We start from the raw sequence: 20,016 nt of genomic DNA, 5'->3' as shown, positions 1-20,016 counted from the left end.
CGCCGCCACCGCGTCCTGTAATGGGGCGCGTTGCCGCCGGGCGTGGGAAGGGACCGATGCACGAGATGTCGATCGCCGCCGCCGTCGTCGAGCAGGTGGACGCGGCCGCGCGCGAACACGGCGCCCCCGGGGTGGCCCGGGTGCGGCTGCAGGTGGGCGAGCTGGCCGGCGTGGTGCCCGAGGCGCTCGACTTCTGCTTCGAACTCGCCTGCGCCGGAACGCTGGTGGCGGGCGCGGTACTGGACACCGAGGCCGTCGCGGCGCGGGCCCGCTGCACCCCCTGCGAGGTCGAGTGGGCCGTCGGCATGCCGCCGGACCTCGGCTGTCCGAGCTGCTCGGGCGGCGGCGTCGAGCTGCTGTGCGGGCGCGAGCTCCAGATCCTCGGCGTCGAGTGGGCCGAGCGCCCCGGCGTCCGGGCCGAACAGAAAGGCTGACGCCGATGTGCCAGACGGTCGACCTCCGCCAGGCGGTCCTCGCCCGCAACGACGACAGCGCCCGCGAGCTGCGCGCGGCGCTGAGCGCGCGCGGCACGGTCGTGGTGAACATGCTCTCCAGCCCGGGCAGCGGCAAGACCGCCCTGCTGGAAGCCGAGTTGGGGCTCGCGAAGGAGCGCGGCGTCGCCGTCGCCGCGCTCACCGCCGACCTCGCCACCGAGAACGACGCGCTGCGGCTGGCGCGTTCGGGCGCGCCGGTCAAGCAGGTGCTCACCGACGGGCTCTGCCACCTGGAGGCGCGGATGCTCGCCGGGCACCTCGACGGCTGGCTGCCGGCGGACTGCCGGCTGCTGTTCGTCGAGAACGTCGGCAACCTCGTCTGCCCCGCCTCCTACGACCTCGGCGAGTCGCTGCGGGTGGTGCTCGCCTCGGTGACCGAGGGCGAGGACAAGCCGCTCAAGTACCCGACCGCGTTCGGCCTCGCCAACCTCGTGCTGGTGACCAAGGCGGACCTCGCGGCGGCGGCGGAGTTCGACGAGGCCGCGTTCCTGGCGAACGTCCAGCGCGTCAACCCGGGTGTGGAGGTCGTGCACACCTCGGCCCGCACCGGGGACGGCGTCGGGGCGCTGCTGGACCGGGCACTGGGCGTGCTGGACGGGGCGGCGGTGCACCGGCCGGTGATGGCTTCGGGGCATTCGCACGGCGGGCACGTGCACGTGGTGCAGGAGACCCCGTGACCGCGCTCGACCGCGAGCGGCGGCGGGTCGCCGTCCGCGGGCTCGTGCAGGGCGTCGGCTTCCGGCCGTTCGTCTTCACGCTCGCCGGCGAGCTCGGGCTGGCCGGCAGCGTCACCAACACCGGCGAGGGCGTACTGGCCGAGGTCGAGGGCAGCCGCGAGGCCGTCGACGCCTTCTGTCGGCGGATCGCCAGCGACGCCCCACCGCTCGCCCAGGTGGCCTCCGTCGAGCACGCGGCGCTCGCCGCCACCGGCGCCACCGGCTTCACCATCGCCCCGTCCCGCGCCGACGGCCCCCGGGCCACCCTGATCCCGCCCGACGTCGCCGTGTGTGCCGACTGCCTGGCCGAACTCGCCGACCCCGCCGACCGCCGCCACCGCCACCCGTTCATCAGCTGCACCAACTGCGGCCCCCGGCACACCATCGTGACCGGCCTGCCGTACGACCGCGCCAACACCACCATGGCCGGCTTCCCCCTCTGTCCGGACTGCGCCCGCGAGTACGCCGACCCGGCCGACCGCCGCTTCCACGCGCAGCCCGTCGCCTGCCACGCCTGCGGGCCGTGGCTCGCACTCGCCGTGCCGGGACGGGCCGGGCGGACGGGCGAGGACGCGCTGGCGGAGGCCCGGCGGCTGCTGGCGGGCGGCGCGATCCTCGCCGTCAAGGGCATCGGCGGCTACCACCTCGCCTGCGACGCGCGGAACGCCGGAGCCGTCGCACTGCTGCGGCGGCGCAAGCGGCGCGGCGACAAGCCGTTCGCGCTGATGGCCCGTGACCTCGCCACCGTCGAGGGCCTGCTGCCCCTCCACCCCGTCGAGCGGGAGCTCCTCACCGGCCCGGTGCGGCCGATCGTCCTGCTGCGGGGCGCGGCGCCGGCCGGGCTCGAAGCGGTGGCCCCGGGCAGCCCCGACCTCGGCGTGATGCTCCCGTACACGCCGCTGCACCACCTGCTGCTCGCCGCGCCCGGGACCGACCTCCTGGTGATGACCAGCGCCAACCTCTCCGGCGAACCCATCGTCACCGACGACCGGCACGCGCTCGCCGCGCTCGCCCCGCTCGTCGACGGCTGGCTCACCCACGACCGCCCGATCCACGTGCCCTGCGAGGACTCCGTCGTGCGCGTGGTCGACGGCGAGCAACTGCCGCTGCGGCGCTCGCGCGGCTACGCGCCGCTCCCGCTCCCGCTGCCCGTGCCCGTCCGGCCGGCACTGGCCGTCGGCGGCGACCTCAAGAACACCTTCGCGCTCGCCCGCGACGGCTACGCCTGGCTCTCCGGCCACATCGGGGACATGGACGACCTCGCGACGCTGCGCGCCTTCGACCACGCGGTGGACCAGCTCGGCGTCGTCAGCGGCGTGCGGCCCGACCTGCTCGTCGCCGACCGCCACCCCGGCTACCGCTCGGTGCACCACGCCGAGCGGACCGCCGAGGGCCGGCCCGTCCGGCGGGTGCAGCACCACCACGCGCACGTGGCCGCGGTGATGGCCGAACACGGCCTGGACGGCCGCCGGCCGGTGCTCGGCGTCGCCTTCGACGGGACCGGGTACGGCGACGACGGCGCGATCTGGGGCGGCGAGGTGCTGCTCGCCGACTACGACGGCTACCGCCGCCTCGCCCACCTCGCGTACGTGCCGCTGCCGGGCGGGGACGCGGCGGTCGAGCGCCCGTACCGGACGGCGCTCGCGCACCTGCGCGCCGCCGGGCTGCCGTGGGCGGCGGGACTGCCGCCGGTCGAGGCCTGCCCGGAAGAGGAACTGCGGCTGCTGGAGCGGCAGTTGGACCGCGGACTGAACTGCGTGCCGACCTCCAGCATGGGCCGGCTCTTCGACGCGGTGTCCTCGCTCGCCGGCGTCTGCCACCGGGCCGGGTACGAGGCCCAGGCGGCCATCGAACTGGAGGCCGCGGCCGTCGGGCCTGGGGCGGACGGATTCGGGACGGTCGAGGGGTACGCCTTCGGGCTGTCGGAGCGGGCGGGCGGCTGGACCGCCGAAGCGGGGCCGGTGCTGGCAGCGGTGCTGGCGGACCTGGCCGCGGGCGCCCCGGCCGGGCTGATCGCCGCGCGCTTCCACGCCGGGGTGGCCTCGCTCGTCCGGCGGATCTGCGCGGCCGCCCGGGAGGAGTACGGGATTTCGACGGTGGCGCTGAGCGGTGGCGTCTTCGCCAACGCGCTGCTCTCCTCGGCCTGCGCGAGCGGCCTCGGGGAGGACGGCTTCACCGTGCTGCGGCACCGCCGGGTGCCGCCCAACGACGGAGGGCTGGCGCTCGGCCAGCTGATGGTGGCCGCCCGCTCGGCGGCCACCCGGGAGGAGTGAGGGCGCATGTGCCTGGCGGTGCCCGGCAGGGTGACGGAGATCGAGGAACGCGACGGGACCCGGATGGCGGTCATGGACTTCGGCGGAGTGGTCAAGGACGTGTGCCTTGAGTACCTGCCCGACCTGGCGGTGGGGGAGTACGCGATCGTCCACGTGGGCTTCGCGCTCCAGCGCCTGGACGAGGAGTCGGCCCGGCGGACCCTGGAGCTGTTCGAGGAACTCGGGCTGCTGCAGGAGGAGTTCGGCGACCCGTGGGAAGCGGCGCGGGCGGTGGAGGCAGTGGGGACGGACCGCGGGGCTGAGGAGGCCGGACGGTGAAGTACCTGGAGGAGTTCCGCAACCCCGAGCTCGCGGAGGGCCTGCTCGCCGACATCAGGGCGACGGTCACCCGGCCATGGGCGCTGATGGAGGTCTGCGGTGGCCAGACGCACAGCATCATCCGGCACGCCATCGACCAACTCCTGCCGGAGGAGGTCGAGTTGATCCACGGTCCGGGCTGCCCGGTGTGCGTCACCCCGCTGGAGGTGATCGACCGGGCGCTCGCGATCGCCGCCCGGCCCGAGGTGATCTTCTGCTCCTTCGGGGACATGCTGCGGGTGCCGGGGACGGACCGCGACCTGTTCCGCGTCCGCGGCGAGGGCGGCGACGTCCGGGTGGTGTACTCGCCGCTCGACGCGCTCAAGATCGCCCGGGAGAACCCGGACCGCGAGGTCGTCTTCTTCGGCATCGGCTTCGAGACCACCGCCCCGCCCAACGCCATGGCCGTCCACCTGGCAAGGAAGCAGGGCCTGCGCAACTTCAGCATGCTCGTCTCGCACGTCCGGGTGCCCCCGGCCATCGAGGCGATCATGGACTCGCCGGACTGCCGCGTCCAGGGCTTCCTCGCCGCCGGGCACGTGTGCAGCGTCATGGGCACCGACGAGTACCCGGCGCTCGCGGAGCGCCACCGGGTGCCGATCGTCGTCACCGGCTTCGAGCCCCTGGACATCCTGGAGGGCATCCGGCGCACCGTCCGCCAGCTGGAGCGCGGCGAACACGCCGTCGACAACGCCTACCCGCGAGCCGTCCGGCCCGAGGGCAACCCGGCGGCGCGCGCCATGCTGGAGGACGTCTTCGAGGTCGCCGACCGCGCCTGGCGCGGCATCGGCGTCATCCCGCTGAGCGGCTGGCGGCTGTCGCCGCGCTACCGCGACCACGACGCCGAGCACCGCTTCGACGTCGGCGGGATCACGACCTGCGAGCCCGCCGCGTGCCGCAGCGGCGAGGTGCTGCAGGGGCTGCTGAAGCCCCACCAGTGCGAGGCCTTCGGCACCGTCTGCACCCCGCGCACCCCGCTCGGCGCCACCATGGTCTCCAGCGAGGGCGCCTGTGCGGCGTACTACCTCTACCGGCGGCTGAGCGTGCCGGTCGTGCCCCTTTCCGCTCAGGAGGCGAGTCGCGTTGGCTGACGTCGAACTGCTCACGGACACCGGCGCGTTGGACTTCTCCGGCTGGAGCTGTCCGCTGCCGCTGCGCGATCACCCGAGGGTCGTCATGGGGCACGGGGGCGGCGGGGCGATGTCCGCGGAGCTCGTGGCGAACATCTTCGCGCCCGCGTTCGGCGGCCAGGCGCTGGAGGGACTCGGCGACTCCGCCGTCCTCCACCTCGGCGGCGCCCGGCTCGCCTTCTCGACGGACTCCTACGTCGTGCGGCCGCTGTTCTTCCCCGGCGGCTGCATCGGCGACCTCGCCGTCAACGGGACCGTCAACGACCTCGCCATGAGCGGCGCCCGCGCCGCCTACCTCTCCTGCGGCTTCATCCTGGAAGAGGGGGTGGAGATGGCCGTCGTCGACCGCGTGGCCCGCGCCCTCGGCGCGGCCGCCCGCGCTGCCGGGGTCGAGGTCGCCACCGGGGACACCAAGGTGGTCGAGGCCGGGCACGGCGACGGCATCTACCTCAACACCGCCGGCATCGGTCTCGTCCCGGCCGGCGTCGACATCCGGCCGCAGCGGGCCGAACCGGGTGACGTGGTCATCCTCAGCGGGCCGATCGGGCTGCACGGCGTGGCGATCATGAGCGTGCGGGAGGGCCTGGAGTTCGGCGTCGAGGTGCGCAGCGACAGCGCGGCGCTCGGCGGGCTCGTCGAGGCCATGCTCAGGGTGACGCGTGACGTCCACGTCCTGCGCGACCCCACCCGGGGCGGCCTGGCGGCCTCGCTCAACGAGATCGCCGCGGCGGCCGGGGTCGGCGTGGTGATCACCGAGCGGGCCGTCCCCGTGCCGGAGGCGGTGGCCAACGCGTGCTCCGTCCTGGGCCTGGACCCGATGTACATCGCCAACGAGGGCAAGCTCGTCGCCTTCGTGCCGCGCGACGAGGCGGACGCGGTCCTCGCCGCCATGCGGGCCCACCCGCTCGGCGCGGAGTCCGTGGTGATCGGCGAGTGCGTCGAGGACCACCCCGGGATGGTCGTCGCCCGGACCGGCTTCGGCGGGACGCGGGTCGTCGACCTGCCGATGGGGGAGCAGCTGCCGCGGATCTGCTGATTCCGCTTCGGTAGCCTTCCGGGTGTGACTTCCGTCGATGAGCCCGTTCACGTGGTGGCGTACGACCCGGCCTGGGTGGAGCTGGGGAGTGCGCTGGTCGCGCGCGTGCGGGGCGCGCTGCGCGGCCTGACCGTCTGCGAGGTCGAGCACATCGGCTCCACGGCGGTGCCCGGCCTGGACGCCAAACCGGTGATCGACGTCCAGGTCGGGTGCGTGGCGGGCGAGTTCGGCGTCGCCGTGGCGCGCGTGCGGGCGCTCGGGTTCGAGCACCTGGGCGAGGCCGGCGTCCCGGGCCGCGCGTACCTGCGGCGGCGCACCGGCCAGGCGGCGAACGTCCACGTCATGGCGCTGGACGGGCCGTTGTGGGCCGCCAACCTCGCGTTCCGCGACCACCTGCGGGCACACCCGGAGGCGGCCGCACGGTACGCGCGCGTGAAGCGCGAGGCGGCGCTGGCGGCGGGCAGCCTGCTGGCCTACTCGGAGCTGAAGGCGGCGACGGTGGCCGACATCATGCGCGCGGCGCGGTAGGTCCTGCGCCGGACTGCGCCCTGCGGGTGCGGTGGTGGTGGACGAGGACACCGATCGTCGCGGTGACGACGGCGACGGCGACGAGGACCGTGTCGAAGAAGGCGGCCATGACCAGGTCGAAGCGCCCGCCTGCGGCCTGGCCGGAGAATTCGGGGGAGACCAGGCCGCCCGGGTCCTCGGTGACGGCCACGCGCTCGCCGGCCGTGTCGGCGGCACCGCAGTCGACGGCGTGGGTGCGGGCCGGGGCGTCGTCGTAGCGGACGTCGCAGTCGTAGGTCGTGGTCTTGCCGTGGATGACGCGGATGTCGGCGACCGTGCCCGGGTGTTCGGTGCCGCGGATCGTCAGCACGGTGGCCTGCGCGGTGTTCATGCTGAGCAGCGGCACGGCGATGAGCGGGGCGAGGAGCAGGCCGAGGGAGACCTTCCGCAGGGCCTTGGACGGGCAGAGGCCCCAGAGCGCGACGACCAGGCCGGTCATCCCGGTGAGGACCAGCGCCAGCGAGGGCACCAGCATCCAGAGCCCGAACGCGCCGAGGGCCCCGCCGAGCGGCAGCAGGACGGCGGCGGCCGGTATCCACAGCGCCGTCAGCAGGGGGCGCCTGGGCCAGGGGACGTCGTTCCCGTGGCCTCCGCGGCCTCGGCGCCGCTGCCCGCTGGCGGGCCGGGGACTCTCGCTGTGTGTCACGGTCGGACATCCTGCCAGGCCAGGCAGGGGGTGTGCCGGGTGGGGCGTGCGCTGACGCGTTGTTGATCGATTGTCTACGCACGCTTGGTGTCCTGTCTCCCGCCCCGCGATCGCAGCCGCGCGCGGGCCGCCCCGAGGCAGGAGAGTCCCGTGTCGCACATCGCCCTTTCCACCGTCCGCCGCCGTTCCCGCCTGGCGGCGGTGGCGCTCGCCGTGTCCGCGATATCGGCGTCCGGCCTCACCGTGCTCGCCGCGGCGCCCGCGAGCGCCGCCACGTCGGACGTGGTCGAACAGACGGTCACGATCCAGGACCACCAGAACGGCTACGCCCTGGCGACCATCGACGGCGAGGGCTCGCGGATCGTCGCCCGCAACTACCGGGACGCCTCGACCTCGTTCTGGATCTCCAACAAGCCGGGCGGGCGGGTCGACTTCGTCCGCAACGTCAACGGCACCGAGCGCGTCGTCGAGATGGACACCAGGGACAGCCGCACCACCCAGTTCATCCACTGGTGGGCGGGTGCCAACCAGCAGTGGACCCTGGAGAACGCCGCCGAGGGCGGCACCTACATCCACAACGCGCTCGACAGCCGCTGCCTGACCTTCAACGGCCTCGACCGGGAGGCCACGGTGGAGAACTGCAACGGCACGGCGTCCCAGCGCTTCGACCTCGTCGGCAGCGGCGGCCAGAACAACGGCACGTCCGTCGAGCAGCGCTTCCTCCAGCGGGTCAACGACCTGCGCGCGCAGTACGGACGGCCGGCGCTCCGCTACAACGAGACCCTCGCCCAGGCCGCCCGGTGCAACGCCGACCAGATGAACCAGCGTCGTGTCTCGGGGCACTTCTGCGACTCGCCGGGCATCCTGAGGGGCCTCGGCTACAACTTCCGGAGCTGGGGCGAGATCGCGTTCTACGGCCCCACGGACATCGACGCGGCCGTCGACGGGTGGATCAACTCGTCCGGCCACCGCGACATCATGCTCGACCCCAACCACACCGAGGTCGGGCTGGCCCGGACGGGCAACGCCTCGTGGAACGCGGAGTTCGGCTCCCGCTGAGCCGGGAGCCGTCGGACCGGCGGCAGCGACGAAGCCCGGTCGCCCCCTCTCGGGTGGGGCGACCGGGCTTCGTCCGGTCCGGTCCGGGTGGTGCTCCGGGCTCAGGACTCCTTGATGACGAGGGTCTTCGCCGCCTTGTCGTGGAAGCACTGCTGCAGCGGCTTGTCCCAGAGGTGGGAGAGCACGTTCACCAGGTAGAACAGCGAGCCGATGCAGTAGACGGCCTGGGGCAGGCCGTAGACGGCGCTGCGGATCCACAGGTCGTTGTCGACCGGGCGGCCGCCGTGCTCGACCGAGACGACCCGCAGCTTCATGACCTTCTTGCCGACGGTCTGCTGGTCCTGGGTCATCATCATCAGGGCCTCGTAGCCGAAGACGACGATGCCGCTGACGATGCTGGACATGATCGCGCCGATCGCCGCCGCGACGGCGAACTGGACGATGAGCAACGGGATCAGCAGGACGAGGGCGTCGATCAGGCGGGCCAGGAAGCGGTCGCCGGGGTTGGCCAGGACGCGGGTGCCGGGCGCCGTCGGGCCGTACGGGTTGGGCGCGCCGAGCCACGGCGGGAGCTGGGGGCCGCTCGTCGGGTAGCCGCCGCCCTGCGGGTAGCCGCCCTGGGGCGGCGGCGGGTAGCCGTAGCCGGGCGGCGGGGTGCCGGGGCCGCCGGGCTGGGGGTCGTACGGGCCCTGCGGGACGCCGTAACCGGGCTGCTGCGGGGGCTGCTGGCCGTAGGGGTTCTGGGGGTTCGGCTCTGACGGGTAGCCGTAGCCAGGGGTTTCGTTGGTCATCGTCCCGCTCGTCTCGTTGTGGCTTAGGACTGAAGGTGTAGCGGCTCGACCGAACCTTTAGGAAGAGTTTGGGATCAACTGTTACGTGAACAAAGATGATTCGCGACTATTCGACGATGGGTCCGGTCGGTCGGTCCGGACCGGGGCCCGGCGCCGGCCGCGGGGTCCTCAGCCCTGCGGCGATTGCGATGCCCCGAGGAGCGCCTCGGCCGCCTCGGTGCGGGCGTAGAGGACGTGGCGGCCGGTGCGGTGGGCGGTCAGGAGGCCGGCGGTGCGGAGGGTGGTGAGGTGCTGGGAGACGCCGCCCGGGGTCATGCCGGTGCGGTGGGCGAGTTCGGCGGTGGTGGCGGGTTCGTCGAGTTCGGTGAGCAGGAGGGCCCGGCCGCGGCCGAGGACGGCGGCGAGTGCCCGGGAGGGCTCGTGGCGGCGGCGTTCCCAGAGGGTCGCGATCCCGCGCGGCGGGTAGCGCAGGGTGGGCTGCCAGGCGGGGGCGCTGATCGAGAAGACCTGCGGCCACACGAAGACGGACGGCACGAGGAGCAGGCCGCGGCCGCCGAGGCGGTGGCCGCCGCGGGTGTGGTGGTGGCCGATGGAGAGCGTGTCGGAGTCCCAGCTGACCTGTGGGGCGAGGTCGTTGAGGAACTGCTGGGCGCCGCCTCGGGCGAGGAGGCGGGCGCGGTGGATGATGTCGCTCTCCACCAGGGCGCGGATCCTCGGCCAGTGCGGTGCGACGGCGAGGTCCCAGAACGCCTCGATGGTGACCGCGAGTCGGGCGAGCCGAGTGACCGGGTCATCGCGCAGGGCGTCGATGCGTGGCGACTGCGGTGCCCGGGGGGAGCGGAGGGCGGTCCGGACGTCCTCGGGCGGGGTCGCGCGCAGGGCGTCGAGTTCCAGGTGGAGGTCCGCCACGGGCGTGGTGGGCGGCGGGGCGAGGAACAGGGGGATCGTCCGGGGTGGTGGCGGCACGAGATCCGCCAGGAGGCCCCAGTCCAGCCCGGCGCCGGTCAGCCGGGCGCGGGCCGCCTCGGCCCACGGGCGGTGGAGCGGGTCGGGCGCGGGCAGGGTGAGGACCCGTGCGGCGGCCACCGCCTCCCAGAGCGGGGAGAGGGCGAAGCGGGTGAGGGCCAGGTCCCTGGTGGTGAATTCGAGTTCGAGCATGCGGTGGTCTTCCGTGGGGCGGGCGGTCCGCCGCTGGTCTCTCCTCTCTGTGACGTGCCGATGATCTCACCGGGGGCGCGTCACTGTTCCGGGCAGGATCCGGCGGGGCGGGGCGGGGCGAGGCGGGCCGGCCACGGCTGGTGAGGATTCAGCTCCTGCTGAATCCGTGGCCCGTCCCGGGTGTCACCCGCCAGGGTCTACCGCCATGACCACCGTGATCACGAGGGCGCCGCACCCCGTCGGCGCCGACTACCGCCTGCTCCTCGCCGCCAACGCCGTCAGCCGCACCGGCACCGCCGTCGGCTCGCTCGCCCTGCCGCTGGCCGCGGTCCTCGCGCTGCACAGCCCGCCGTGGCAGGTCGGGCTGCTGGCCGCCATGAGCACCGTCGCGTTCCTGCTGCTCGGGCTGCCGGCCGGGGCCTGGGTCGACCGGCTGCGCAAGCGGCCCGTCATGATCGCCGCCGACCTCGCCCGCGCCGGCCTGCTCGCGTCCGTTCCCGCCGCCTGGGCCCTGGGCCGGCTGACCTTCCCCCACCTGTGCGTGGTCGCCCTGCTCACCGGGACGGCCACCCTCTTCTCCGACGTCGCCGCGCTCAGCCACCTGCCCGCGCTCGTCGGGCGCGGACACCTCACGCGGGCCAATTCCCACCTGGTCACCATCGACGCCGTCACCATGACCGCGGGCCGCAGCGTCGGCGGCTTCCTCGTCGGGCTGCTCACAGCGCCCGTGGCCGTCCTCGTCGATGCCGTCAGCTACCTCGCGTCCGCGCTGCTCCTGCGTCGCATACGGCGGCCGGAGCCGGCGCCCGTCGCGGCCGGGAGCGGCGGCCGGCTGGTGGCGGAGATCCGGGAGGGGCTGCGGTTCGTCCTCGGCGATCCGCTGCTGCGCCCGATCGCCCTGGCCGGCGCCTGCACCAACCTGTCGATCCAGGTGTTCCAGACGCTGCTGCCCGTCCTGTTCGTCCGTACGCTCCACCTGCCGGACGCGGTGACCGGCCTGTTCCTCGCCGCCGGAGGCGTGGGCGTTTTCAGCGGCTCGCTCCTCGCCCGTCCGCTCGCCCGCCGGGTCGGCGCGGGGCGCGTCCTGTGGCTGATGGGCCTGGCGATCGCGCCGCTCGGCGTCGTCGTCGCGCTCGCCGATCGCGGCCCGGCGCTGTGGTGTGCGGCGGGGGCGTGGCTGCTGACGACGGTCAAGGTCGGGGTCGACAACGTCATCAAGGTGAGCTTCCGCCAGCACGCCACCCCCGACCACCTGTTGGGCCGCATGAACGCCACGATGCGCGTGCTGCTCACCGGTGCCCTCACCGTGGGCGCGGCGTTCGCGGGGACGTTCGCCTCGCTGACGTCGGTGCGGACGGCGCTGTGGGCGGGGGCGGTGGGGCTGATGGTGGTGTGGGTGCCGATCTACTGCTCCCCGCTGCGCACGGCCCGCGACCTGCCGGGGGTGTGACGCGCAGGCGCGGGCCGGGCGCGGGTCGGGCGCGGGGGTGGGCCGGCCGCTGGCGGGCGTCCGTCAGCAGGGGCCGGTGCCCGGGCCGCCGAGGTGGAAGGACGTCGGGGTGACGCGGCCCGAATCGTAGAGGGCAGGGCTGGTGGAGGTGACGGTCAGGCGGGCGTCGTCGGCCGAGCCGAAGAGCTGGAAGTCGCGGATCCAGCCGGAACCCGGTGCGCTGCCGAAGCGGCCGTCGCCCATGGACTCGCACGTGCTGCCGGTGCCGTGGGCGACCTCGCCGAACGCGCTGATGACCTGGGTGCGGGTGTAGGTGCCGTTCCAGAGCGAGCCGGGGAAGTAGCCGACGGCGTGCTGGTCGTAGAAGATCCACCAGTCGCCGGCGAGGTTCCGGATCCCGTAGCGGGCGGCGTCGCCGGGCTGGAGCGCCATGCCGGCCGTGTAGACCGGGGAGACCTGGACGAAGCCGCACGCGTTGTAGCAGCTCTCCTTGCCGTCCACCCAGTGGTAGACGAACAGGTGCGGCAGGAGGTCGCCGTTGAGGCCGAGGTCGACCGTCCAGCCGACCTCGACGGTGGACTTGCGGTCGGTGGACTGGACGGCCAGCTCCTGGAGCGAATGCGCGTCGGTGTCACCGGACTTGAGGGTGGGCGAGGACTGCAGCATCCGGATGCTCGCGCCGGTGGCGTCGGTCTGCTGGCGGCCCGACACGTAGTCGTAGCAGGCGCCGAACCAGCAGATGGGGCCGGTGCCGTCGGCGAGGGGCGCGGCGGACGGCACGACGGGGGCTAACGCGGTGGCCGCGGGGGTTGCGGTGGTCGAAGCGGTCGCGGGGGCGGCGGTGAGGATGCCGAGTGCGGCCGCGAGGGCGGCGGCGGTACGCCGAATACGCATGTGGGGGTCCATTCAGCGGGGGTGGTGGCCGTGAGTGAAGTCCGGCCGGGGGAAGGGGAGTTAAATCCTGACTTAAGCTCGCTTACGTGTGGGGTTAAGCTAGCGGCGGCCGCACCGGCACGCAATAGCCTGTGCGCGTCGACGAGGTGACGACGTGACGGCGCGTGGCGGCGGCGTGGTGGCGACGGGAAGGCGGGGGCGCGATGACGAGCAACGACGGGGACGACCGACTGCTGATCGGGCGGCGGATCCAGCAGCTGCGGGCCGAACGCGGACTCACCCAGCGCGCGTTGGCCGAACCCGCCTACACGGCGGCGTACGTGTCGACGCTGGAGTCCGGCAAGGCCCGGCCCTCCGACACCGCGCTGCGCTACCTCGCCGGACGCCTCGGCGTCAGCGCCGAGCAGCTCGCCACCGGACGGCCCGCCCACCTCGCCACCGACCTCCGGTCCCGGCTCGCCGACGCCCGGCAAGCCCTGTGCACCGGCGAACCGGCGGACGTGGCAGCGCAGTTCACCGCGCTGGCCGCCGAAGCCGACCGCTACGGCCTCGCCGACGAACGCGCCGCAGCCCTGGTGGGGTCGGGTGACTGCGCCCTGGAAGCGGGCGAACTCGACCAGGCCATAGGGCACTTCAGAGCCGCCGAGGACCTGCTCCGCGACGCCCCGCTCCCGCAGCGCATACCGGCCCTGCGCGGACGGGCCGTCGCCCACCTCCTCGCCGGCGACCTGCGCTACTCCTGCTACCTCCTGGAGAGCGCGATCGACCAGCTCAACGCCGCCGGCCTGCCCGACCCGCAGGCCCTGCTGCTCCTCTACTCCGCGATCACCGCCCCCTACCTGGACCTCGGCGCCCACCATCTCGCCGCCCAGGCCGCCGAACTCGCCCTCGCCCTGGCCCCGCAGGTCGACGACCCCGCCGCCGTGGCCCGGCTGCACCGCTCGGTGGCCCGCACCCTCCTCGCCGAGGGCCGCGCCGCCGAGGCCGACGCCTCCCTCGCCCGCGCCCAGGAGCTCTACCAGCAGCTCCGCATCCGCACCGAACTCGCCCACTGCCACTGGATGCGCGGCTACCTGCGCGCGCAGGACGGCGATCTTCCCGCCGCCGAGCGCGAACTCCGCACCGCCCGCCGCATACTGACCGAGCGCCGCGCGGTGCTGTACGTCCAGCAGATCGACGTGGAACTCGCCGACGTGCTGCGGCGGTCGGGCCGCGGCACGGAGGCGGCCGCGCTGCTCGCCGACCTGCTCGGGTCCCTGCACCCGAGCCGCGGAGCGGTCCACGCGGGGGCGGCCCACCGGCTGTTGGGCCTGATCGCGGAGGACCGGGGCGAGGACTCCGACGCCGAGGACCACTACCGGAGCGCCCTCGCCCTCCTCGAACACGCCGGAGCCACGGCCGACTCGGCGGACCTGTGTCGCCTCCTCGGCGATCTCCTGCGCCGCACCGGCCGCCCGGAGGAGGCGCTGGACGCCTACCGCGCCGGGCTCGCCCACCGCGCCACCCCGGGCACCACCACGCTGGGCCCTGCACCTGCGCTCCCGCCGCTGTAGCGCGGATCAGGACGGCGGGGCGGCCCGGTCCGACCCGCCGCGCAGGACGCAGAATTCGTTGCCCTCGGGGTCGGCGAGGACGGCCCGGCCGGAGCCGTCGGGGTGCAGCGGACGGTCGGTCACCGCGCTCCGGAAGCGGGCCGACCCGTAGGCGTCCGCGTAGTCGACCGCCACGTTCTGCAGGGCCGAAACCACGGTCCCGAGCCTCCTGGTGGCCGTGCCCCTCAGTGGATGTGGTCCTGCCAGTCGGCGGGGACGCGCTCCTGGGGCCCGGGCACCGTCTGCGTGCGCGGGTGGTGGTGCGGCGCGGCCAGCTCCGGGCCCTGCTCGAAGTAGTCGTTGCTGCGGTAGTCCCAGAACCAGTCCTCGTCCGGCTCGAAGGTCTGGATGAACGGGTGCCCGGTCTCGGCGAAGTGCCGCGTGGCGTGCTGCGCCGGAGACGTGTCGCAGCAGCCGACGTGCCCGCACTGGGCGCAGCGCCGCAGGTGCACCCACCAGCCCTGCACCGCCTCGCACTCGACGCAGCCCGTCCCGCTGGGCGGCACCGCCGGATCGACACCCTCGACGGCCTGTGACATGAGCGTCCCTCCAGAGTGCGGTGCGGTCTGAGCGCGGTGCTGTCCGAGCGCGGTGCGGTCGCCCGCATCCTGCCACGCGCGGGGGCCGGCGCGCGGGGCGGCACGCCAATCGGCGCGGTCCGGTGCTGCGCGGGCCTTGACCCCGAGTGAGTTAAGGAACTTTACTTTCTCCGCCGGTCGACCTCTCGCCCCCAGGAGGTGCCTGTTGGCCACCACCGATTCCGTTCCTCAACTGTCCAGACGGGTGGGCCTGTTCCAGGCCACCGCCATCAACATGAGCCAGATGTGCGGCATCGGGCCGTTCGTCACCATTCCCCTCATGGTCGCCGCCTTCGGTGGGCCGCAGGCCGTCATCGGGTGGGTCGCCGGGGCCGTCCTGGCGCTCGCGGACGGGCTTGTCTGGGCCGAGCTCGGGGCCTCGCTGCCGGGGTCGGGCGGGACGTACGTGTACCTGCGGGAGGCGTTCCAGTACCGGACCGGGCGGTTGATGCCGTTCCTCTTCGTGTGGACGGCCATGCTGTTCATCCCGCTGATCATGTCGACCGGGGTGCAGGGGCTGGTCCAGTACCTGGGCTACCTGTGGCCGGACATCACGGGCGGTCAGGGCGATCTCGTGGGGGTCGGCGTCGTCGTGCTCGTCGTCCTGCTGCTGTGGCGGCGGGTCGAGAACGTCGGGAGGGTCACCGTCGCCATGTGGGCGGTGATGATCCTCGCCGTCACCGCCGTCGTCCTCGCAGCCTTCACCCACTTCCACCCCTCGCTCGCGTTCACCTGGCCCGCGCACGCGGTGCGACTGACCAGCGGCAGCTTCTGGCTCGGCTTCGCGTCCGGGCTCACGATCGGGATCTACGACTACCTCGGGTACAACACCGCCGCCTACATGGGGGCGGAGATCAAGGACCCGGGCCGGGTGATGCCGCGGGCGATCATCCGCTCCGTCGTCGCGATCATGGGGATCTACCTGCTCCTCCAGATCGGGGTGCTCGGCGTCGTGCCGTGGCAGGACATGCTCGACCCCGCGAACACGGCGTCCCAGTCGGTGGCTTCGGCCGTGCTGGAACGGACGCTCGGCAAGCGCGCGGCGGACGTCGTCACCGTGCTCGTCCTCGTCACCGCGTTCGCCTCCGTCTTCACCGGTCTGCTCGGCGGGTCCCGCGTCCCCTACGACGCCGCGCGGGACGGGCTCTTCTTCCGCTCCTTCGCGCGGCTGCACTCCAAGCACCGGTTCCCGGTGGCCGGCCTGGTGGCGATGGGCGTCATCACCGCCGGGGCCTTCCTCGCCGCGCGGCACGCGGGCGACTCCGCGGCGCACCCGCCGCTGACGGTCCTGATCACGCTGCTCACCACCGTGATGGTGATCATCCAGGCGCTCGCGCAGATCGCGGCCGTGACCGTGCTGCGGCGGCGCCAGCCGGACCTCGCCCGCCCGTACCGGATGCTGCTCTACCCGCTGCCGGGCATCGTGGCCGCCGTCGGCTGGCTGGTCGTCTACGGGTACGCGGACGAGGCCAACCCGGGGCTGCACCCCATCGAGTGGTCGGTCGGGTGGGTCGGTCTCGGCCTCGTCGCGTACCTCGGGTGGTCGCGGGTCGAGGGCGTCTGGCCGTTCGGGCCGAAGGAGATCGAGGAGCGGTACCTGGACGAGCAGCAGGTGCGGGCCGCTTAGGGGGTGTCAGCCCTGTGGCGCGCGGGTGTTCTGGAAGGCGGCGATCCGCCGGGTGTCCCCGTCGTCGTCCTCTTCGCGGCCCCTGTTCCGCCGTCCCGTTCGCGCCAGAGTGCGACATGCACTAACTCGTGGCAAGGCCTCCGACGCCGGCCGGTGTGAAGGTCGGGACGAGGGCCGGGTCGTTGAAGGCGGTGATGCGGGCGACGCGCGCGCCGACCAGGGTCAGCACCTGGACGCCGTACGGTTCGTAGCGGCCGGCGCCGGCGTGGCGGTGGACGACGAAGGCGGGCTGGCCGTTGGCCGTCGTCGGGGTCATCCGCCACAGCGACGGGCGCAGGATGCGGGCGGACAGGAAGCCGAGGACGGCCTCGCGGCCGGTGAACCAGGTCGGCGTCGGGGGCATCTCCATCTCGACGTCGACGCGCAGGAGGTCGACGAGGGCGTCGGGGTCGGCGCGGGTGAAGGCGTCGACGTAGTCGTCGAGGAGGCCGCGGCGCACGCGTTCGTCCGGCTCGGCCAGGTCGTCCGCGACCGGGCCCACCTCGGCCAGGCGGCCCCGGGCGCGGCGCAGCGCGCTGTCGACGGCGGCGGTGGTCGTGTCGAGCATCGCGGCGACCTCGGCGGTGCGGAAGCCGAGGACGTCGCGCAGGGTGAGCACGGCGCGCTGGCGGGCGGAGAGGTACTGGAGGGCGGCGATGAAGGCGAGGCGCACGCCCGTCCGGGCGGCGACGGTCACCGCCGGGTCGCCGGCGCCGAACAGCGCGTCCGGCGCCGGCTGGAGCCACGGGACGGACGGTTCGCGGGGTGCCACGGCCACCCGGTGGTCGTCCGCGGGGGCGCCGAGCCCGGACGGCAGGGGGCGGCGGGAGCGCGTCTCCAGGGCGGTGAGGCAGGCCATGGTGGCGATCTTGTAGAGCCACCGGCGCACCGAGGAACGGCCCTCGAAGCCGTCGAACGCCCGCCACGCCCGCAGGTAGGTGTCCTGGACCAGGTCCTCGGCGTCGTGGACCGACCCGAGGATCCGGTAGCAGTGGGCGAGGAGCTCCGGCCGGAACGGTTCGGCCAGGGCGGTGAACTCGGCGTTCGACGGCATCGCGGGGGGGTCCTTCCGGAACGGCTTTCGGGTGCGGTCTCAGGCGAGCGGGACGAGCCCGGTGCCCTCGACCCGGTACTCGGCAGCGGCGTCGGGGTCGTCGGCGACCTCGGTCACCGCCTTCCCGATCAGCTCCAGCGTGACGATCGGCCCGCGCCCTGCGAGGAAAGTCTCCCGGTCGAGGCCCGCCTGCGCGGCGTATCCGGTGACCCCGGCGTCGCCGACCCCGCCGACCGGGGTCATGTTCGGCAGCAGCGCGACGAACCGGATGCCGAGCCCGGCCCGCTCGGACTCCCCGGCGGCGTAGGAGCGGATGTAGCGGACGGCGGCCTTGGCGCTCGCGTACCCGCCGCTGAGCGGGGAGCCGAAGAGCGCGGCGCCGCTGGACATGGAGACGACGACGCTGCCCGGGGCCAGCGGCTCGCGCAGGGCGGCGCCGGTCCAGGTGAAGACGTGCCGGGTGTCGACCTCCCAGGCGCGGCCGAAGCTCTCCCACGTCTGCTCCTGGACGGGTGCCATGGGCGGCACGGTCCCGGCGTTGAGGACGAGCAGGCCGGGGCGGTGGGTGCGGATCACCTCGGCGGCGAGCGCCTCGTCGGTGGCGTCGCCGGTGAGGGGCGTGAAGCGCTCGCCGAGCTCCTCGCGGACGGCGAGCAGGTCGGCCCCGGTGCGGGCGATGCCGATGACGTGCGTGCCGCGGGCGACGAGCGCCCCGGCGATCGCGCGGCCGAAGCCGCGGCCGGCACCGGTGACGACGGCGGTGGGGATGGTGGTGGGGACGGCGCTGGGGATGGTGTCGGACATCGGGGGCTCCCGGGGAGGGCTGGTGGGACACGGTCGCCAATCAAGACCGGCGGGACCCCGGAAAACCGTCGCGCGTCCGGAAGATTTCTGGCGGACTACACGGCTTGGGGGAAGCGGAACAGTCCGTCCGGGTCGTAGGCGTCCTTCACCTGGCGCAGGCGGGCGAGGTTGCTGCCGTAGTAGGCCTGGGCCCAGTCGGCGAGGGTAGGGTCGGGGTAGTTCTGGTAGGCCTCGCCGCTCGCGTACGGGCGCATGGTCGTCCAGACGTCCTTCAGCCAGGCCTGGGACTGGTCCACGGCGGGTCCCGAACCGGCGCCGGGCGCGGGGTAGTTGGTGATGTACTGGGCCCCGAACAGGGCGTTCCGGTGGACGAAGGCGGTGTCGCCGGGGGCCACCCGGTTCACGGCGCCGCCGAGGGCGTCGAAGGAGACGGAGGCGCTCCCGCCCTGGGGCACGCTCTGCGGGTACCGGTCGACGGCGGCCACGAGCGCCGCGATCCCGGTCGGGTCGATCGGCCGGGTGTAGAAGTCGGACCGGGCCGCGTACGAGCCCCGGGTCAGCCTGCCGTCGGGGTTCTGGCCGGGGAGGCTGCCGGGCAGGTGGGCGGCGGCCTCCGACCAGCCGGCCACGCCGCCCATCTCCTTCATGGTGTCCAGGAACGGCGCCGTGTGGAGTGAGGCGGTGGCCGGGGCGACGGTCAGCCGGTCGATCAGGCCGGCGAGCTCGGACTTCGGGCCGAGGTAGTTGACGGTGCTGGTGAGGCGCTGACGGCCGTCCGGCCAGGTGTCGAGGTGGAGGTTGGCCCAGAGCGGGTCCGGCGCGCTCGCCACCCATGTCTGCCAGGCCGCCACGGCCGGCGCCGCGGACGACCAGGGCCAGGAGAGGAACGCGTACGCGCAGGTCGGCGCCGGGTGGGTGCGGAAGGTGAAGGACGTGACCACGCCGAAGTTGCCGCCGCCACCGCCGCGCAGCGCCCAGAAGAGGTCGGGGTCCGTCGAAGCGTCCACCTGGCGGACCCGCCCGTCGGCCGTCACGATCTGGGCGCCGGTGAGGCTGTCGCAGGTCAGACCGTACGCGCGGCACGTGACGCCGATGCCGCCGCCGAGCGTCAGCCCGGCGACGCCCACGCTCGGGCAGGAGCCCGCCGGGACCGTCACGCCGTCGGCCGCCAGGCCCGCGTACACGTCGATCAGCCGGGCGCCGGCGCCGACCGTCGCCGTGCCGCCGGAACCGGAGACCGCCGCCATCGACCCGACGTCCAGCACCATCCCGCTGCCCGACGACCAGCCCGTGTAGCTGTGCCCGCCGCTGCGCGCCGCGACCGGGAGGGCGTACCGGCGGGCGAAGGCGAGGCAGGTGGCGACGTCCTGGGGGGTGGCGGCGTAGACGATCCCGGCGGGGCGCAGGCCGTCGAACTGCGGCTGGTAGAGGTGGCTCGCGTCGTCATAGCGGCCGTCCTGCGGGCCGATGACGGTCCCACTGAGGTCCTTCGCCAGCGCGGCCCAGTCGGGCGGGCCGACGGGGGTGGGGGTCGGCGACGGCGTGGGGCTGTTCGCGGAGGTCGACGGGTCCGGCGACGGCTCCGGCTTCGGCCCGCCGCACGCGGCGAGCGCCGCCGCCGCGAGGGGCGCGGCGGCGAGCCGCAGGACCTGCCTCCGGCCGGGCCGCTGCGGGGGGTGCGCTGCCGGACGGTCGTGGCTCATGCCCACTCCTCGGGTGTAGGCCACCCACGGCACCGGGTAGTCGGTCGC

Annotated in this window: 20 protein-coding genes; 11 read left to right on the top strand and 9 right to left on the bottom strand. The window is 74.2% G+C overall.

From position 1 onward, the window contains the following. Positions 1–56: 56 nt before the first annotated feature. From hypA to ACFVU9_RS36730, 7 genes are read left to right on the top strand one after another with little or no spacing between them, the layout of a single operon-like run. Positions 57–434 (top strand): hydrogenase maturation nickel metallochaperone HypA, encoded by a 378-nt coding sequence (hypA, locus tag ACFVU9_RS36760; RefSeq protein WP_387601154.1) that lies wholly within the window; start codon positions 57–59, stop codon positions 432–434. 5 nt (positions 435–439) lie between these two features. Further along, positions 440–1,171, top strand: coding sequence for a hydrogenase nickel incorporation protein HypB (gene hypB, locus ACFVU9_RS36755; RefSeq protein ID WP_387601152.1), 732 nt, complete (start codon positions 440–442; stop codon positions 1,169–1,171). After that, positions 1,168–3,483 carry a carbamoyltransferase HypF gene (hypF, locus tag ACFVU9_RS36750; RefSeq protein ID WP_387601149.1) on the top strand — a complete coding sequence of 772 codons (2,316 nt, stop codon included), beginning with the start codon at positions 1,168–1,170 and terminating at the stop codon, positions 3,481–3,483. Before hypB ends, hypF begins: the two co-directional genes overlap by 4 nt. Positions 3,484–3,489: 6 nt before the next feature. Continuing rightward, the gene (locus ACFVU9_RS36745) at positions 3,490–3,801 is read left to right on the top strand and encodes a HypC/HybG/HupF family hydrogenase formation chaperone (RefSeq protein WP_387601146.1); all 312 of its coding nucleotides are present in this window, start codon (positions 3,490–3,492) and stop codon (positions 3,799–3,801) included. After that, a complete protein-coding gene (hypD, locus tag ACFVU9_RS36740; RefSeq protein WP_387601143.1) occupies positions 3,798–4,931 on the top strand; it encodes a hydrogenase formation protein HypD in 1,134 nt (377 codons plus the stop codon). Before ACFVU9_RS36745 ends, hypD begins: the two co-directional genes overlap by 4 nt. Beyond that, a complete protein-coding gene (gene hypE, locus ACFVU9_RS36735; RefSeq protein ID WP_380435242.1) occupies positions 4,924–6,006 on the top strand; it encodes a hydrogenase expression/formation protein HypE in 1,083 nt (360 codons plus the stop codon). Before hypD ends, hypE begins: the two co-directional genes overlap by 8 nt. A gap of 24 nt (positions 6,007–6,030) precedes the next feature. Beyond that, positions 6,031–6,534, top strand: coding sequence for a GrpB family protein (locus ACFVU9_RS36730; RefSeq protein WP_387601141.1), 504 nt, complete (start codon positions 6,031–6,033; stop codon positions 6,532–6,534). Here the strand turns inward: ACFVU9_RS36730 and ACFVU9_RS36725 are convergent. Continuing rightward, positions 6,515–7,219, bottom strand: coding sequence for a hypothetical protein (locus ACFVU9_RS36725; RefSeq protein ID WP_387601138.1), 705 nt, complete (start codon positions 7,217–7,219; stop codon positions 6,515–6,517). The genes ACFVU9_RS36730 and ACFVU9_RS36725 overlap by 20 nt on opposite strands. A gap of 150 nt (positions 7,220–7,369) precedes the next feature. Here ACFVU9_RS36725 and ACFVU9_RS36720 point away from each other — a divergent pair, with 150 nt between their 5' ends. Then, positions 7,370–8,278 carry a CAP domain-containing protein gene (locus tag ACFVU9_RS36720; RefSeq protein WP_380491053.1) on the top strand — a complete coding sequence of 303 codons (909 nt, stop codon included), beginning with the start codon at positions 7,370–7,372 and terminating at the stop codon, positions 8,276–8,278. Between the two features lie 101 nt (positions 8,279–8,379). Here the strand turns inward: ACFVU9_RS36720 and ACFVU9_RS36715 are convergent, their stop codons facing one another. Then, positions 8,380–9,069, bottom strand: coding sequence for an RDD family protein (locus tag ACFVU9_RS36715; RefSeq protein ID WP_387601135.1), 690 nt, complete (start codon positions 9,067–9,069; stop codon positions 8,380–8,382). 168 nt (positions 9,070–9,237) lie between these two features. Continuing rightward, positions 9,238–10,227: a DUF5937 family protein gene (locus tag ACFVU9_RS36710; protein WP_387601132.1), complete on the bottom strand. Its 990-nt coding sequence runs from the start codon at positions 10,225–10,227 to the stop codon at positions 9,238–9,240. 205 nt (positions 10,228–10,432) lie between these two features. Here ACFVU9_RS36710 and ACFVU9_RS36705 point away from each other — a divergent pair, with 205 nt between their 5' ends. Beyond that, entirely contained in the window at positions 10,433–11,677 is a 1,245-nt protein-coding gene (locus tag ACFVU9_RS36705) for an MFS transporter (RefSeq protein WP_387601129.1), read from the top strand. Positions 11,678–11,740: 63 nt separating this feature from the next. On the opposite strand, the gene ACFVU9_RS36700 is transcribed toward ACFVU9_RS36705, so the two are convergent. After that, a complete protein-coding gene (locus ACFVU9_RS36700) occupies positions 11,741–12,571 on the bottom strand; it encodes a neprosin family prolyl endopeptidase (protein WP_387601126.1) in 831 nt (276 codons plus the stop codon). Positions 12,572–12,774: 203 nt separating this feature from the next. On the opposite strand from ACFVU9_RS36700, the gene ACFVU9_RS36695 reads away from it, so the two are divergent. Continuing rightward, the gene (locus ACFVU9_RS36695; RefSeq protein ID WP_387601123.1) at positions 12,775–14,124 is read left to right on the top strand and encodes a helix-turn-helix domain-containing protein; all 1,350 of its coding nucleotides are present in this window, start codon (positions 12,775–12,777) and stop codon (positions 14,122–14,124) included. A gap of 6 nt (positions 14,125–14,130) precedes the next feature. On the opposite strand, the gene ACFVU9_RS36690 is transcribed toward ACFVU9_RS36695, so the two are convergent. Both ACFVU9_RS36690 and ACFVU9_RS36685 read right to left on the bottom strand, forming a co-directional pair. Next, positions 14,131–14,319, bottom strand: coding sequence for a hypothetical protein (locus ACFVU9_RS36690; RefSeq protein ID WP_387601120.1), 189 nt, complete (start codon positions 14,317–14,319; stop codon positions 14,131–14,133). Between the two features lie 29 nt (positions 14,320–14,348). Continuing rightward, positions 14,349–14,702, bottom strand: a complete 354-nt coding sequence (locus ACFVU9_RS36685) for a UBP-type zinc finger domain-containing protein (protein WP_387601117.1) — start codon at positions 14,700–14,702, stop codon at positions 14,349–14,351. A 205-nt stretch (positions 14,703–14,907) separates the two neighbouring features. Between ACFVU9_RS36685 and ACFVU9_RS36680 the strand changes: the two genes are divergently transcribed. Continuing rightward, positions 14,908–16,368: an APC family permease gene (locus ACFVU9_RS36680; RefSeq protein WP_387601114.1), complete on the top strand. Its 1,461-nt coding sequence runs from the start codon at positions 14,908–14,910 to the stop codon at positions 16,366–16,368. Between the two features lie 121 nt (positions 16,369–16,489). Here ACFVU9_RS36680 and ACFVU9_RS36675 read toward each other — a convergent pair whose 3' ends face one another. From ACFVU9_RS36675 to ACFVU9_RS36665, 3 genes are all read right to left on the bottom strand, one after another. Then, positions 16,490–17,461: a sigma-70 family RNA polymerase sigma factor gene (locus ACFVU9_RS36675; RefSeq protein ID WP_380435231.1), complete on the bottom strand. Its 972-nt coding sequence runs from the start codon at positions 17,459–17,461 to the stop codon at positions 16,490–16,492. A gap of 39 nt (positions 17,462–17,500) precedes the next feature. Further along, positions 17,501–18,265, bottom strand: a complete 765-nt coding sequence (locus ACFVU9_RS36670; protein WP_387601110.1) for an SDR family oxidoreductase — start codon at positions 18,263–18,265, stop codon at positions 17,501–17,503. Between the two features lie 95 nt (positions 18,266–18,360). After that, the gene (locus ACFVU9_RS36665; protein ID WP_387601107.1) at positions 18,361–19,968 is read right to left on the bottom strand and encodes an FAD-binding oxidoreductase; all 1,608 of its coding nucleotides are present in this window, start codon (positions 19,966–19,968) and stop codon (positions 18,361–18,363) included. Positions 19,969–20,016 lie beyond the last annotated feature (48 nt).

Origin of the sequence: Kitasatospora sp. NPDC057936, assembly GCF_042887525.1 — a bacterium.
Lineage (GTDB): Bacteria > Actinomycetota > Actinomycetes > Streptomycetales > Streptomycetaceae > Kitasatospora.
This window is presented reverse-complemented; position numbering and strand designations above follow the sequence as displayed.